Origin of the sequence: Nocardioides taihuensis, from assembly GCF_042657275.1 — a bacterium.
GTDB classification, from domain to species: domain Bacteria; phylum Actinomycetota; class Actinomycetes; order Propionibacteriales; family Nocardioidaceae; genus Nocardioides; species Nocardioides taihuensis.
Genome location: NZ_JBHSKD010000011.1, coordinates 13,453 through 27,270, shown reverse-complemented (window position 1 = coordinate 27,270; position 13,818 = coordinate 13,453). Strand labels below are relative to the sequence as shown.

The following is a 13,818-nucleotide window of genomic DNA, read 5'->3' as shown; positions in this document are numbered from 1 at the left end:
GTACGGCACGCCGTGTCCCGACCACCGCACCAGGAGCTGAGATGACGCAGTCGAGCGACCAGAGCACGATCTGGCTGACCCGGAAGACCTTCGACCGCCTCCAGGGCGAGCTCGAGGAGAGGACGGGAGCCGTCCGTGCCGAGCTGGTCGAGCGCATCTCCTCCTCCCGCGACGAGGGTGACCTCAAGGAGAACGGCGGGTACCACGCCGCCAAGGACGAGCAGGGCAAGAACGAGGCCCGGATCCGCCAGCTCGAGGAGATGCTGCGCTCCGCCTCCACCGAGCCCTCCCTCGACGACGGCGTGGTCAGCCCCGGCAAGGTCGTCCGCTACCGCTACGCGGGTGACGACGAGGTCGAGCAGCTGCTCCTCGGTGCCCGCGACATCGCCGACGACGAGAGCGACATCGAGGTGATCTCCCCGCAGTCGCCCCTCGGCAGTGCGCTCGTGGGCGCGGCGAAGGGGCAGACCGTCGACTTCACCGCTCCCAACGGCAAGCAGCTGAAGATCGAGATCGTCGACGCGGTCCCCTACGAGGGCTGAGCCCGTCGGTCAGGGGTCGAGCCGGTAGCCGCGCTCGCGGAGCCGCTCGACAAGCCGCGCGGCGTGCGCGGCGCCCCGGGTCTCCATCTGGATGCCCACCTCGACCTCGTGCAGCGTGAGCGAGGGCGAGATCCGCTCGTGGGCGACCTCGAGGATGTTCGCCCCGGCGTCGCCGATCTCGCTCAGCAGCGTGGCCAGCCCGCCGGGCAGGTCGGGGATGCAGACGCGGAGGTAGAGGTAGCGACCGGCCGCGGCCATGCCCTGCCGGATCACCTTGCCCAGCAGGACCGGGTCGATGTTGCCGCCGGAGAGCACCGCCACCGCGGGCGTCTCGAAGGCCTGCGGGGCGTCGAGGATCGCCGCCACCGCAGCCGCGCCGGCGGGCTCGACGACCAGCTTGGCCCGCTCGACGAGCGCGAGCAGCGCCCGCGAGAGGGAGTCCTCCGAGACCGTCAGCATGTCGTCGACGTGGTCTCGGACCGCCGCGAACGGCAGGTCGCCGGGGCGCCCGACCGCGATGCCGTCGGCCATGGTCTGCATCGACGTCAGGGCGACCGGGGCGCCGGCCGCGAGCGAGGCGGGGTACGCCGCGGCGCCCTCGGCCTGCACGCCGACGACGCGCACGTCGGGACGCAGCGCCTTGACCGCGATCGCGATCCCTGCCAGCAGGCCACCACCGCCGGTCGGCACCAGCACGGTGCGCACGTCGGGTGCCTGCTCGAGGATCTCCAGGCCGGCGGTGCCCTGGCCGCAGACGACGTCGGGGTGGTCGAAGGGGTGGATCAGGACCGCGCCGGTCTGGTCGGCGAACTCCCGCGCCCGGGCGAGCGCGTCCTCGAGGTAGCGGCCGTGGAAGATGACGTCCGCGCCGTACCCCCGGGTGGCGTTCTCCTTGGGGATCGGCGCGCCCTCGGGCATGAAGACCGTGGACCGGATGCCGAGCAGGCCCGCCGCCAGCGCGACGCCCTGCGCGTGGTTGCCGGCCGAGGCCGCGACCACGCCGTTCGCCCGCTCCTCCTCGCTCAGCCGGGAGATGCGGAGGTAGGCGCCGCGGATCTTGAACGAGCCGGTGCGCTGGAGGTTCTCGGCCTTGAGGTGCACCGGTCCGCCCGTGAAGGCGGAGAGCCAGCGCGACTCCTCCATCGGGGTGTGGATCGCGACGCCCCGGAGCACCTCGCGCGCCTCGCGGATGTCGTCGAGGCCGACGACCGGCAGTCCGGCCGGGCCGGTCGCGTAGCGCTCGAGGGTGTGGTCGGTCATGGGGCGTCCTTGCTGGCCTCGGGGTCGGGGTGGCGGTGGCGGTCGTCGTCCGGGTCGCTGTCGGGGTCCGGCACCGGTGGTACGTCGGCGTCCTCGTCCTCGATGTCCTCCTCGAGCGCCTCGTCGGGGTCGTCCTCCCCGACGGAGGTCCGGCTCGCGAGGTGCTGCACCACCGCGTTGCCGGCGGCGGCGAACGGCACCGCGAGCAGCGCACCGGCGATCCCGGCGAGCAGCACGCCGCAGCCGATGGCGATGATCACGCCCAGGGGGTGCACCGAGACGAAGCGGCCCATGAGGAAGGGCTGGAGGACGTGGCCCTCGATCTGCTGCACGAGGATCACGCCGCCGAGCATCAGCAGTGCCACGAACGGACCCTGGTCGACCAGCGCGACCAGCACCGCGACCGTGCCGGCGATGGTGGCGCCGATCATCGGCACGAAGGCGCCGAGGAAGACCAGCACCCCGATCGCGAAGACGAACGGCACGCCGAGGATGGCGGCGACGACCATGACGCCGAGCGCGTCCGTGGCCGCCACCAGCACGGTCGCGCGGACGAACTGGGTGACCGAGACCCAGGCGACCTTGCCGGAGGTGTCGACGTGCTCGCGCGCCGCGCGCGGGGCGAGGCGGACGCACCAGGCCCAGATCCGGGCGCCGTCGGCGAGGAAGAAGTAGGTCGAGAACAGCACGATGAAGAAGCCGGCGACGATGTGGCCGACGGCGGTGCCGACCTCGGTCACCTGGGTCAGCGCACCGCCGTCAGCGGTGCGCTCGGAGATCGCCGTCTGCGCCCGTTCGATGTAGTCGTTGATCTGGGAGTCGCTGGCGTTGAGCGGGCCGGTCTTGAGCCAGTCCTTGATCTCGCCGAGGCCCTGGACCACCTGGTCGCCGAGGTTGCTGGCGTCCGCGGCGACCTGCTGGCCGGCGAGGCTCAGCAGCGTGCCGACGAGGACCAGCCCGGCCAGGACGACGAGGAAGGCGCCGATGCCCGCGGGGAGACCGGTGCGCTTCATCCACCGGACGACCGGACTGACGAGGGCAGTGATCAGCAGCGCGACCGCGACCGGCAGCACGATCACCATGAAGAAGTCGAGGACCCGCAGGATCAGGTAGCCGGCCGCGCAGATCACCAGGAAGCGCCAGGCCCAGGCGGCGGCGAGGTCGACGCCGTGCGGCACCTGCGCCGGACGGAAGTTCGACGGACCGGCGGCCACGACGACGGGCGGCTCGGGCTCGGCGCGGCGCTCGGCCCGGATCGCGGCCCACTGGTGCGCGATGCGGTCGGTGATCCGCTCGTCGTCCGCCGAGACCCGCGCGATCAGCCGTGCCAGGCCGCGGCGCTCCTCGGCGGCCGCGGCCGCTGCGGCGTCGTCGGCATCCTCGCCGGAACGCCGCTCCTCCGTGCTCACGCGGACAGGCTACTCACGCCCCGGGCCGGGCCCGGCGAGCGTGCGGGCGAGCCGGTGGGCCGCCTCGGGGTGGTCGGCTGCGAGCAGCCCGACGGCCGCGAGCACGTAGTCGGTGTCGACCACCACCCGCGGGGCGCGGGGCAGCTGCCAGCCGCCCTCGACCTCGCCCGTGCTGCCGGCCAGGACCCGCTCCGCGACGCCGGGGCGGCCGTGCCGCAGCACCCCGCCGGACCCGACCAGCAGGTCGACCTCGCGGAGGTCCTTGCCGGTGCGCTCGACGACCCGGCCCTCCGGGCTGACGACCACGCGTGAACGGCCGGCGTGGCGGCGCAGGGCGAGGCCGACCGCCGCCCGGGCGATCGCCTCGTCGTCGTCGCGCTCGGCGTCGGTGGTCGGCAGGAAGGACGGGTCGTCGGTACGCCGGGCGGCGGCGTCGGCGAGCTCGTCGAGCCCGGCGGCGGCGACGGTCGTGCGGGCGGACCAGCGCATGCCGAGGTCGCCCTCGACGGTGCGCGTGACCGGGGTGGTGGCGACGACCTCGCGGGAGAGGCCGCCCCGGTCGAGGTCGCCGGTCTCGGGGTCGACCTCGACCACGGAGTGCACGTCGGTGGTGGCCCCGCCGACGTCGACGACCACGACGTCCCCGGCGCCGGGGTGCTCCTCGTCGAGGCCCCGGGCGAGCACCTCCACCCCGGTGAGGACGACGTCGGGCGTGGCCCCGCGGACCATCGCCACGAAGTCACCGCGGGCCGAGAGGTGCTTGCCGCCGATCACGTGCGCCAGGAACATCTCGCGGATCGCCGCCCGTGCCGACTCCGGGGCGAGCACGCCGATGCGGGGCACCACGTTGTCGGCGAGCACGTGCGGGACGTCCGTCAGCACCGCGGACACCTCGTCGCGGGCCTCGGCGTTGCCGGCCACGACGACCGGACCGGTCCAGCCGTGCTCGACGAGGCCACGGGCGCCCGCGAGCAGCACCTCGGTGTTGCCGCCGTCGGTGCCGCCGGTCAGCAGCACCACGTCGGGCCGGGTCGTGTGCCCGAGAGCACCCAGGGGGGTGGTGTCGGGCACACGACCCGGTCCGACGGGTGCCAGCGCGACGACCGCGACGACCTTGCCGCCGCTGGAGAGCGCGACGCGGCGCCCGGCCTCGGCGGTGACCAGCTCCTCGTTGCCCACGACCGCGATCCGCAGGCCGCCGCCGGCGCTCGAGCAGGCGAGCGTGGGGGCGTCCGCCGCGCGCGGGTCCTGCCCGACGAGGGCGGCGAGGCACGCGTCGTACCCGTCGAGGACGTCGGTGCCGATGGTGGTCGGGTGGGAGGCGGCGGCCACGACGTCGCCCGCGTCGAGGTCGACCAGCGAGGCCTTGGTGAACGTCGAGCCGAAGTCGACGCAGACGACCGTGGTCACACGACCACCGAGATCGCCGCGACGACCAGGCAGAGCACGACGGCGACGGCGAGCAGGTCCGCCGCCGGGTTGGCGGGCAGCGGACGGCCGGCGTCGATGGCCGCGGTCACCCGGCGGAACCGGACGTAGCCGCCGATCGCGGCGATCGAGCCCGCCACGAGCAGCAGCACGCCGAGCAGCTGGTAGGTCCAGGAGCCGTCGAGCAGGTGCAGCGTCGCGAGGGCGGCCGCCACCAGCCCGATCGCGGTGCGCTCGTAGGCGAGGAAGGTGCGCTCGTTGGCCAGCGTGAACCGGTAGTCGGTCCCGGGCCCGGTGGACCCGTCCGTGCGGTCAGCCGAGGGCACGGTCGAGGTCCGCGATCAGGTCGTCGGCGTTCTCGATGCCCACGCTCAGCCGGACGAGGTCGGCGGGCACCTCGAGGTCGGTGCCCGCGACGCTGGCGTGGGTCATCCGCCCGGGGTGCTCGATCAGTGACTCGACGCCGCCGAGCGACTCCCCGAGGGTGAAGACCTCGGCGTCCTCGCACACCCGCAGCGCCTGTGCCTCGCCGCCGGTGCAGCGGAAGGAGACCATGCCGCCGTACCGCTTCATCTGGCGGGAGGCGACGGCGTGGCCCGGGTGCTCCTCGAGGCCGGGGTAGATCACCTGGCTCACCGCCGGGTGGCCGGCCAGGAACTCCACCACGCGCTCGGCGTTGTCGCAGTGGCGGTCCATCCGTACGGCGAGCGTCTTGATGCCGCGGTGGGTGAGGAAGGCGTCGAAGGGGCCGGGCACGGCGCCCATCGCGTTCTGGTGGAAGGTGACCGCCTCGGCGAGCGCGAGGTCGCGGACCACGATCGCCCCGCCGACCACGTCGGAGTGGCCCCCGACGTACTTGGTCGTGGAGTGCAGCACCACGTCGGCGCCGAGGGTCAGCGGCTGCTGGAGGTACGGCGAGGCGAAGGTGTTGTCGACCACGAGCAGCGCCCCGGCGTCGTGCGCCACCGCCGCCAGCGCCTCGATGTCACCGATGTTGAGCAGGGGGTTGGTCGGGGTCTCGACCCACACCAGCCTCGTCTGCCCGGGCCGGATCGCGGCGCGGACCGCGTCGACGTCGGAGACAGGTGCCGGGCTGTGCGCCAGCCCCCAGGCCTGCTCGACCTTGTCGAAGAGCCGGAAGGTGCCGCCGTAGGCGTCGTCGGGGATCACGACGTGCTCGCCGGGACGGCAGACCGCCCGGACCAGGGTGTCCTCGGCGGCGAGCCCGGAGGCGAACGCGAACCCGCGCTCCCCCTCCTCGAGCGCGGCCAGCGCACCCTCCAGCGCGGTGCGGGTCGGGTTGGCCGAACGGCTGTACTCGTAGCCGCCGCGGAGGCCGCCGACACCGTCCTGCTTGTAGGTCGACGTCGCGTAGATGGGCGGGATCACCGCACCCGTGGTGGGGTCCGGCTCGTAGCCGGCGTGGATGGCCCGGGTCTCGAATCCCGACTTGTGCCGGTGCTGCTGCTCGCTCACCCGCCCGAGGCTACTCAGGCTTCCTCCACGTCCTCACAGCCCCGTGGTCCCGATCCGGGGAACGGATCGGTCACCGCCGCTGTTGCAGACTGGTGACAGCCACCCCCCGGACCAAGGAGCCGCCCGTGTTCGGACGCCACACGTCCACCCTTCCCGCCCCCGGCGCGACGCTCGCCGGCCGCGACCAGCGCACCTTCCCGGTCGCCGAGCGGCACCGCGTGCTCGACGCCCCCGTGATCACCGACGAGGTGCCCGACGGCCTCGAGGTCGCGATCTTCGGCCTCGGCTGCTTCTGGGGAGCCGAGGAGATCTACTGGCAGCTGCCCGGCGTGTGGTCGACCTCGGTCGGCTACGCCGGTGGCGCGACCCCCCACCCGTCGTACGAGGAGGTCTGCTCGGGCCGCACCGGGCACACCGAGGCCGTGCGCATCGTCTTCGACCCCACGGTCGTGTCCTACGCCGCCCTGGTCAAGACGTTCTTCGAGGTCCACGACCCCACCCAGGGCATGCGCCAGGGCAACGACATCGGCACCCAGTACCGCTCCGCGATCTACTGGACCACGCCCGAGCAGGAGCAGACCGCGCGCGAGCTGACCAAGGTGTACGGCGACGAGCTCGCCCGGCGCCGTCTCGGCGACATCACCACCGAGATCCGGCCCGCCAGCGAGACGCCCTACTACTACGCCGAGGACCACCACCAGCAGTACCTGGCCAAGAACCCGTTCGGGTACCGCTGCCACGCCAACACCGGCGTGAGGTTCCCCGCGGACGCGTGAGGGCCGCGGAAGCCGGCGTCACGAGCTGCGGGGAGCACGGGCGGTGACGCCGGTCGTCGACTGGGTCGTGGGGCTGATGCGCGTGATCGGCGCGCCCGGTGTGGGCGTGGCGACCGCGCTCGAGACGGTGTTCCCGCCGATCCCCTCGGAGGTCGTCCTCCCCCTGGCGGGCTTCACCGCGAGCCAGGGGCACTACCCGGTCGCCTCCGCGATCGCCTGGGCGACCGCGGGGTCGGTCGTCGGGGCGTTCGTCCTCTACTGGGCGGGCGCGGCCTGGGGCGTCGAACGCCTGTGCCGACTGGCCGACCGCCTGCCGCTCGTGCACGCGCGCGACGTCGAGCGGGCGGTGGACTGGTTCGCCCGGCACGGTCGGGCGGCGGTCTTCCTGGGCAGGTTCGTCCCCGGGGTGCGCAGCCTGATCTCGATCCCGGCCGGGATCCAGCGGATGCCGTTGCTGCCGTTCACCGTCTGCACGACCGCGGGCAGCCTCCTGTGGAACGCCGCCCTGATCGGCGCCGGCTACGAGCTCGGCGACCGGTGGCACCTGGTCGAGCGGCACGTCGACGACGTCGCCAACGTCGTCTACCTCCTGCTCGCCACCGCTGCGGTCGCCCTCGTCGCCCGGCGGCTGCTGCGCCGACCGCCGGGCGCCCGGTCGGCGACGGACTGACCGGGCCCGCCGGTGCGCGGGAAGTCTTCTTCGTGCGAGGTGTCGGATCGACCTCGACCCGTTCGTGGGGTAGACGTAGCGGGCACCGGGCCCGCAACCGACACCGAGGAGCGACGTGACCGAGTACCTCATCTACTTCAACCAGCAGTGGGTCGGCGACCACGACGAGGAGTGGTTCCGCGGGCGCGGGCCGCTGGCCCGGGCCGTGGTCGACGAGATGAAGGCGGCGGGCGTGCTGCGCTACGCCGGTGGGCTGGAGGAGGAGCTCGACCTGGCCTTCAGCGCCGACGCGACGAGCGGCGAGCTGACCTTTACCGACGGGCCCTTCGCCGAGACCAAGGAGTACCTCGGCGGGCTGACGATCGTCGAGGCGCCCGACGACCAGGCCGCGCGCGTGTGGGCCGGCAAGATCGCCGAGGCGTGCGGCTGGCCGCAGGAGGTCCGCCCGTTCAAGCCGGGCTCGCCGGGCTCCACGACCGGCTGACCCTGCCCCGAGGGACCGGGGCGGTGGCTTGGCCCACCGCCCCGGTCTCGGGCCATGTGGACACCATCTTCGACCTGCCGACGGGGGCCCGCCGTACGTCTGCCTCGACGCCCACCAGCCCGACGTCGTGGCGTCCGGACCGGCGCGCTGCTTCTTCCTCACCGACGACCCTCGGGGCGGCCGTCGCCCACGCCGGCGAGGTCGGCGCGACCGACGTGTCCGGGATCGAGGACATCGGGAGCCTGCTGTTCGCGACGTTCCGCGACCCGACGGCAACCTCCTGATGGCCGCCGAGCTGGACTGACCGGGCGCCGGGGCCGGGCCGCCTGGTGGAGGGCGGGGGATCCGTGCAGCACGGCGGGCGCACCTCGGCGCCCGGGCGGCCGCGGAACGCCCACCACCCGTGTGGTGGAGAAGGGATCGAGGCGACCCGTCGAGCAGACGTTCACACCGGCCAGGGAAGGTCCGTGCGCCCTCTCAGGGGGCGGAGGCCCGCTCGGCGCGCCACTCGGCGACCAGGTGGCCGGCGACCACGAGCACGACGTACCAGACGAGGAGGACACCGCCGGTCCCGGTCGCGACGACGCCCAGCAGCAGCGGGACCCCCACCCCGGTGACCAGGCCGCCGACCAGGCGCGGCCAGCGGACGCCGGCCGCCAGCGAGGCGACGACACCGAGCCCGAAGTAGGTCGCCATGCCGCCGCACAGCAGCCACCGCTGCGAGGCCTCGAGCGGCTCCCCGCCGTGCTCGATCACGGTGGCGAGGGCGACGGCGACGGCCGCGATCGTCGCGGTGACCAGGCAGTGCAGGCCGAGGGCGGCCCGCATCGGCACCCGGTCGGCGCGCAGGTGCGGGATGCCGGCGTACCCGTAGAGGAGCGAGAGCGCGAACATCCCGCTCAGCAGCACGAACGACGCCACCCCGGCGTGCAGCAGGGCACGGTGCGGCTCGGCCTCGCCCGCGGTGGTGACGACCTGCACCACGCCCTCGCCGAGGACGATGATCACGAAGAGCCCCAGCCGCTCGGCGAGGTGCGCCCGCTCGACCGGAGCCGCCTTCACGGTGAAGTCGACCATCCGCCGGGCGTGGCGCTCCGCCCGCGCGGGGTCGCGGGCACGCTCCTTCTCGATGCGGGCCCGCACGGCCTCGACCCGGCCGCTCACGGCGTCCAGGGCGTCGTCCGCCGAGAAGACCACGAAGGTGAACAGGTCGATGGCGATGCCGAGCACCCAGAGGGCGACCTTCCACGGCTCGTCGACCCAGATCGAGGCCAGCCACGGCAGGGCGCCCGCGGTGTGCTGCACCACGGGGAAGTCCACGACCACCTGGTCGCGGCCCCACGAGTTGGCGCCGATCACCCGCGTCAGGAAGTAGGCCAGCGCGAAGACGCTCAGCATGCGGGTCTCGTGCCCGCCGTCGAGCAGGGTGTGGGCGACGGAGGGCACCGCCGCCGCCATCACGCCGATGCCGAACATCGCGACGAGCAGGCGCACCAGCCGCAGGTCGCCGCCGGCGACGTTGCCGTAGAGCATGAAGGTCGTCCACGACAGCCAGAAGGCGAGGAACAGCAGGGCGTAGAGACCGAGCGACTCCAGCGTGATCTCGCCCTGGAGCACGTGCGCCAGCGCGGCCACCCCGGCCACTGCCACCAGGTCGAAGAAGAGCTCCGCCCAGGTGGCGTGCCGCTCCTCCGCGGCCGTCTCCGGCTCGGTCGTCACCGCCGCAGACTAGCGCTGCGCGACCTCTCGGTCCCTGCCATGCTGGCCCGGTGACCGACCCCGTCGCCCCCTTCTTCGAGACCGCCCGGCTGCGCGTGCGTGCGTTCACCGACACCGACGTCGCGGCCTTCGTGGCCTACCGGGCCGACCCGGAGGTGGCGCGCTACCAGAGCTGGAGCGACTTCGGCGAGGCCGAGGGCCGGGCGCTGGTCGCCTCGATGCAGGGCCTCGAGCCGGGCACCCCCGGCGAGTGGTACCAGCTCGCGCTCGAGGCCACGGACGACGGCCTCCTCGTCGGCGACCTCGCCCTGCACGTGGACGGTGACGACCCGCGGTTGGCGGAGGTCGGCTTCACCCTGGCGCCGGCCGCGCAGGGCCGCGGGTACGCCGCCGAGGCGCTCACGGGCCTGCTCGACCACGCGTTCCCGACGTACGGCCTGCACCGGGTGCACGCCGTGACCGACGCGCTCAACGCTCCCGCGGCCGCGCTGCTCGAGCGCGTCGGCTTCCGGCGTGAGGCCCACTACCTGGAGAACGTGTGGTTCAAGGGCGCGTGGGGCAGCGAGTACCTGTTCGCCGTACTCGAGCACGAGTGGGCGGATCGCCGGTCCTGAGCGTCCGGTTCGGTCAGTGGAGCAGCGCCTTCACGCCGATCAGCACCGCGGCGATCAGCCCGATGGTGGCCGCCTGGAACAGCGCCTTGACGACGTTGGCCCCGGACAGGCGCGCGGCGATGTAGCCGTAGGCGGTGATGAGCAGGAGTCCGGTCCAGATCGCGAAGGAGAAGGCCGTGTCGACGTCCATCCAGCCGAAGGCGGCGACGACGAAGAAGACCGACGGGAAGGCGATGCCGAAGGCGACACCCACGGCGTCGGCCGCGCTGACCCTCCAGTGCTCGGCTTCCACCCCCATGCTGGTCCGGGTCGCGGCACCGACCCACTCGCTGTAGAACTCGGCGAGCGCCACGGCCAGGGCCGTCGCCCAGAGACTGCCGATGATGAACCGGAGCTCCGGCGGGTGAGCCTGCAGGGCCAGCACCAGCGCGAGACCGATGATCGAGCCGTACACGACGCGTGAGACCTGACCCGAGCGCAGGTGCGCCGACACGAGGTCCGTCAGGGCCATGCCCCGAGCCTCTCACGACGTCGGGCCGCCGTGCACGCGGCCGACTGCTCAGGGCCTGTCCGGCAGAATGGCACGTGTGACCGAGCTGCCCCGCAAGGCTGCCGCGCGCACAGCGCGGCTGGCAGCCCTGCCCGTGGGGTACGCCGGGCGGCACGCGATCGGCTTCGGCAAACGGCTGGGCGGCAAGCCGGCCGAGGCGGTGATGACCGAGATCCAACAGCGCACCGCCGAGCAGCTCTTCCGCACGCTTGGGGAGCTCAAGGGCGGCGCGATGAAGTTCGGACAGGCGCTGTCGGTGCTCGAGGCCGCGCTGCCCGAGGAGGTCGCCGGCCCCTACCGCGAGCACCTCACCGCCCTGCAGGACTCCGCGCCGCCGATGCCGACGCAGACCGTGCGCGAGAGCCTGGCCCGCGACCTCGGCCCCGACTGGCAGCAGCAGCTGGTCTGGCTCGACGGTGGCCCGACCGCCGCGGCGTCCATCGGGCAGGTGCACCGGGGCCGCTGGGCCGACGGCCGCGAGGTCGCGGTCAAGGTGCAGTACCCCGGGGCCGGGGACGCGCTGAGGTCCGACCTGCGCCAGCTGGCCCGGATGGCGCGAACGGTGCAGCCGCTGGTACCCGGCGTCGACATCAAGCCCCTGGTCGAGGAGATGCAGGCCCGCGCGGTCGAGGAGCTCGACTACCAGCTCGAGGCGCAGGCCCAGGCCGCCTTCGCCGAGGAGTACCGCGACGACCCCCACATCGTCGTACCGGAGGTGGTGGCGCACGGCGACACCGTGCTGGTGACCGAGTGGCTCGAGAGCCCCTACTCGCTGGCCCGGGTGATCGCCGAGGGCACCCCCGAGGAGCGCGACTACTACGGCGAGCTGTTCGTGCGGTTCCTCTTCTCCGGCCCGATCCGCACCGGGATGCTCCACGCCGACCCGCACCCCGGCAACTACCGCATCCTGCCGGCCGAGGACGGCGGCCTCGGACGTCTCGGCGTGCTCGACTACGGCGCCGTCGCGCGGCTGCCGCAGCGCGGTCTTCCCGAGGCCATGGGCCGGCTGATCCGCATCGCCGCGATCGAGGACCACGAGGAGCTGCTCCAGGGGCTGCGCGACGAGGGCTTCGTCAAGGACGGCATCCGGATCGACCCCGAGCTGCTGCTCGACTACCTCTCGCCGTTCGTGGAGCCGACGCGGGTCGAGCGGTTCCGGTTCTCCCGGGAGTGGATGCGCAGCCAGTTCGAGCGCATCAACAACCCCAAGGAGCCGACGTACACGATCGCGATGAAGCTGAACCTTCCGCCGTCGTACCTGCTCATCCACCGCACCTGGCTCGGCGGGATCGGCGTGCTCTCGCAGCTCGAGGCCGAGGCGCCGTTCAACGCCATCCTCAGCGAGTACCTGCCCGGCTTCGCGGGGCCGTGAGACCAGGCATCAGCCCGCCTTCAGCGCCTCCAACCGGGCCCGCAGGTTGGTGCGCGCCGTCGCGTACGCCGGGTCGCTCGCCACGTTGACCAGCTCGTACGGATCGGTCCTCAGGTCGTAGAGCTCCACCTCGCCCGTGCCGAGCTCCACGTAGTGGTAACGGGCCGTCCGGATACCGTAGTACGCCGGCACCGCGTCGTTGACCGGCCACTGACCCACGTCGTCGCCTCCGGGCCAGTGCTCGAGGAGGCCGGTGCGCCACCCGCTGACCGCCTGGCCGGTGATCATCGGCACCAGTGACCGGCCGTCCTGCGTCACCAGCGGCGTCGCGTCGGCGATGTCCGCGATCGTCGGCGCGAGGTCGACGTTGGAGACCAGCCGCGTCTCGGTCCGTGCGGCGACCCCGGGCCAGTACACCTGCATCGGGACGTGGTGGCACTCCTCGTACTCGCAGCGCTTGACCTGCCACCGGTGGGCCCCGAAGGAGTAGCCGTTGTCGGACAGGAAGATCACGACCGTCGAGCCGAGGCGCCCGGTCGCACCCAGCGTCGCGAAGAGGGACTTCACCGCGTCGTCCACGGACAGCGACGCCCGCCACTGACGGCGAGGGAGTCCTGCCGGTTCAGGTCGATCCGGGGCATCGCTCGCACCCAGGCGGGCTTGTCCGAGACGTCGGCCTCGTCCTGGTTGGGGAACCGCGGCATCGGCGTCCCGTCGAAGATGCCCGCGTGCCGGGGCGCGGCGGTCCACGGGGTGTGGGTGCTCGTCGGTGCGAAGTAGGCGAAGAACGGCTGCGTGGCCGGGGTGCCGCGGATGAACGACAGGAGCTTGTCGCGGATGACGTCGACCTGGTAGTCGGCGCTGGCCGAACCGTAGGAGCGGGCCACCCCGTTGTCGTTGAGCGAGTAGTTGTACTGCGTGTACATGTTCGGGCCGTACGCCGCCTGCCAGGTGTTCCAGCCGGGAGGGATGTACGTGCCCCCCTTCTTGAACACCCACGGGTACCCGTTGAGGTACTTCCCGAAGAGCCCGGTGCGGTAGCCGGCACGGGTCAGCGCCACGGGCAGGGCGGTGGCGTCGTGGAACTGGCCGACCTGGGCCGCGCTGTTGTTCATCACGCCGGTCTTCGTGTCGTACTGGCCGCTGAGGATCGTGGCCCGCGACGGGCAGCACAGCGAGTTGTTGACGAAGGCACGGGTGAAGGTGACCCAGTCCGTGCGGCTGTTGAGGTAGGGCATCTGCGCCGCCGCGTCGATCGTCTGGTCGTCCGTCAGCACGACCACGACACTGAGCCGGCCGGTCGCCGGGGCGGCCCGGGTGGTGCCTGCCTCGTCGACCGCGCCCACCGAGGTGGGCGCGCCGCCCACGGAGAGCAGGGCGACGGCGAGGGCTGCGACCGCAGCCCATCGAACAGGGTGGCTTCTCATGACGAGCTCCCTCCGCGAGGAACCGTCGCAGGGGCGTGCCGGCGTGCAGCGGGAGGGGAGGTCGGGGAGCTCGCCGCCGGACCGTGCTCGC

At 73.1% G+C, this 13,818-nt stretch carries 16 protein-coding genes; 7 read left to right on the top strand and 9 right to left on the bottom strand.

What is annotated here, in order from left to right:
- Nucleotides 1-41: 41 nt before the first annotated feature.
- Nucleotides 42-542, top strand: coding sequence for a transcription elongation factor GreA (greA, locus tag ACFPGP_RS11480; protein ID WP_378590203.1), 501 nt, complete (start codon nucleotides 42-44; stop codon nucleotides 540-542).
- 9 nt (nucleotides 543-551) lie between these two features.
- Here the strand turns inward: greA and ilvA are convergent, their stop codons facing one another.
- From ilvA to ACFPGP_RS11455, 5 genes are read right to left on the bottom strand one after another with little or no spacing between them, the layout of a single operon-like run.
- Nucleotides 552-1,802, bottom strand: a complete 1,251-nt coding sequence (gene ilvA / locus ACFPGP_RS11475; protein WP_378590201.1) for a threonine ammonia-lyase — start codon at nucleotides 1,800-1,802, stop codon at nucleotides 552-554.
- Nucleotides 1,799-3,211, bottom strand: a complete 1,413-nt coding sequence (locus ACFPGP_RS11470; RefSeq protein WP_378590200.1) for an AI-2E family transporter — start codon at nucleotides 3,209-3,211, stop codon at nucleotides 1,799-1,801. The genes ilvA and ACFPGP_RS11470 overlap by 4 nt, the downstream gene beginning before the upstream one ends.
- 9 nt (nucleotides 3,212-3,220) lie before the next feature.
- A complete protein-coding gene (locus ACFPGP_RS11465; RefSeq protein WP_378590198.1) occupies nucleotides 3,221-4,621 on the bottom strand; it encodes a glutamate mutase L in 1,401 nt (466 codons plus the stop codon).
- Nucleotides 4,618-4,965, bottom strand: coding sequence for a DUF202 domain-containing protein (locus ACFPGP_RS11460; RefSeq protein ID WP_378590196.1), 348 nt, complete (start codon nucleotides 4,963-4,965; stop codon nucleotides 4,618-4,620). The genes ACFPGP_RS11465 and ACFPGP_RS11460 overlap by 4 nt, the downstream gene beginning before the upstream one ends.
- Entirely contained in the window at nucleotides 4,952-6,115 is a 1,164-nt protein-coding gene (locus tag ACFPGP_RS11455) for a cystathionine gamma-synthase (RefSeq protein WP_378590194.1), read from the bottom strand. The genes ACFPGP_RS11460 and ACFPGP_RS11455 overlap by 14 nt, the downstream gene beginning before the upstream one ends.
- Nucleotides 6,116-6,240: 125 nt before the next feature.
- Here ACFPGP_RS11455 and msrA point away from each other — a divergent pair, with 125 nt between their 5' ends.
- The 4 genes from msrA to ACFPGP_RS11435 all read left to right on the top strand — a co-directional run bounded on the left by msrA (nucleotide 6,241) and on the right by ACFPGP_RS11435 (nucleotide 8,329).
- Nucleotides 6,241-6,891, top strand: coding sequence for a peptide-methionine (S)-S-oxide reductase MsrA (gene msrA / locus ACFPGP_RS11450; RefSeq protein WP_378590192.1), 651 nt, complete (start codon nucleotides 6,241-6,243; stop codon nucleotides 6,889-6,891).
- Between the two features lie 43 nt (nucleotides 6,892-6,934).
- Nucleotides 6,935-7,561: a DedA family protein gene (locus ACFPGP_RS11445; RefSeq protein WP_378590191.1), complete on the top strand. Its 627-nt coding sequence runs from the start codon at nucleotides 6,935-6,937 to the stop codon at nucleotides 7,559-7,561.
- A 115-nt stretch (nucleotides 7,562-7,676) separates the two neighbouring features.
- Complete coding sequence (locus tag ACFPGP_RS11440; protein WP_378590189.1) at nucleotides 7,677-8,045, top strand: YciI family protein; 369 nt, start codon at nucleotides 7,677-7,679, stop codon at nucleotides 8,043-8,045.
- 23 nt (nucleotides 8,046-8,068) lie between these two features.
- A complete protein-coding gene (locus ACFPGP_RS11435; protein ID WP_378590187.1) occupies nucleotides 8,069-8,329 on the top strand; it encodes a hypothetical protein in 261 nt (86 codons plus the stop codon).
- Nucleotides 8,330-8,522: 193 nt separating this feature from the next.
- Here ACFPGP_RS11435 and ACFPGP_RS11430 read toward each other — a convergent pair whose 3' ends face one another.
- Complete coding sequence (locus ACFPGP_RS11430) at nucleotides 8,523-9,764, bottom strand: low temperature requirement protein A (RefSeq protein WP_378590185.1); 1,242 nt, start codon at nucleotides 9,762-9,764, stop codon at nucleotides 8,523-8,525.
- 50 nt (nucleotides 9,765-9,814) lie between these two features.
- On the opposite strand from ACFPGP_RS11430, the gene ACFPGP_RS11425 reads away from it, so the two are divergent.
- On the top strand, nucleotides 9,815-10,378 hold the full coding sequence (locus tag ACFPGP_RS11425; RefSeq protein WP_378590183.1) for a GNAT family N-acetyltransferase: 564 nt from the start codon (nucleotides 9,815-9,817) through the stop codon (nucleotides 10,376-10,378).
- A gap of 13 nt (nucleotides 10,379-10,391) precedes the next feature.
- Here the strand turns inward: ACFPGP_RS11425 and ACFPGP_RS11420 are convergent, their stop codons facing one another.
- Nucleotides 10,392-10,889 (bottom strand): hypothetical protein, encoded by a 498-nt coding sequence (locus ACFPGP_RS11420; RefSeq protein ID WP_378590181.1) that lies wholly within the window; start codon nucleotides 10,887-10,889, stop codon nucleotides 10,392-10,394.
- A gap of 67 nt (nucleotides 10,890-10,956) precedes the next feature.
- On the opposite strand from ACFPGP_RS11420, the gene ACFPGP_RS11415 reads away from it, so the two are divergent.
- Nucleotides 10,957-12,300 (top strand): ABC1 kinase family protein, encoded by a 1,344-nt coding sequence (locus ACFPGP_RS11415; RefSeq protein ID WP_378590179.1) that lies wholly within the window; start codon nucleotides 10,957-10,959, stop codon nucleotides 12,298-12,300.
- Between the two features lie 9 nt (nucleotides 12,301-12,309).
- On the opposite strand, the gene ACFPGP_RS11410 is transcribed toward ACFPGP_RS11415, so the two are convergent.
- Together ACFPGP_RS11410 and ACFPGP_RS11405 are read right to left on the bottom strand one after the other, a co-directional pair.
- Nucleotides 12,310-12,867 (bottom strand): sulfatase/phosphatase domain-containing protein, encoded by a 558-nt coding sequence (locus tag ACFPGP_RS11410; RefSeq protein ID WP_378590177.1) that lies wholly within the window; start codon nucleotides 12,865-12,867, stop codon nucleotides 12,310-12,312.
- The gene (locus ACFPGP_RS11405) at nucleotides 12,864-13,727 is read right to left on the bottom strand and encodes a sulfatase-like hydrolase/transferase (protein WP_378590175.1); all 864 of its coding nucleotides are present in this window, start codon (nucleotides 13,725-13,727) and stop codon (nucleotides 12,864-12,866) included. Before ACFPGP_RS11405 ends, ACFPGP_RS11410 begins: the two co-directional genes overlap by 4 nt.
- Between the last annotated feature and the right edge of the window lie 91 nt (nucleotides 13,728-13,818).

Bases quoted from the DNA above. Each gene is read 5' to 3' on its own strand.
- greA (WP_378590203.1), top strand. From the start codon at position 42: ATGACGCAGTCGAGCGACCAGAGCACGATCTGGCTGACCCGGAAGACC.
- ACFPGP_RS11420 (WP_378590181.1), bottom strand. From the start codon at position 10,889: ATGGCCCTGACGGACCTCGTGTCGGCGCACCTGCGCTCGGGTCAGGTC.
- ACFPGP_RS11405 (WP_378590175.1), bottom strand. From the start codon at position 13,727: ATGAGAAGCCACCCTGTTCGATGGGCTGCGGTCGCAGCCCTCGCCGTC.
- ACFPGP_RS11415 (WP_378590179.1), top strand. From the start codon at position 10,957: ATGGCACGTGTGACCGAGCTGCCCCGCAAGGCTGCCGCGCGCACAGCG.
- ilvA (WP_378590201.1), bottom strand. From the start codon at position 1,802: ATGACCGACCACACCCTCGAGCGCTACGCGACCGGCCCGGCCGGACTG.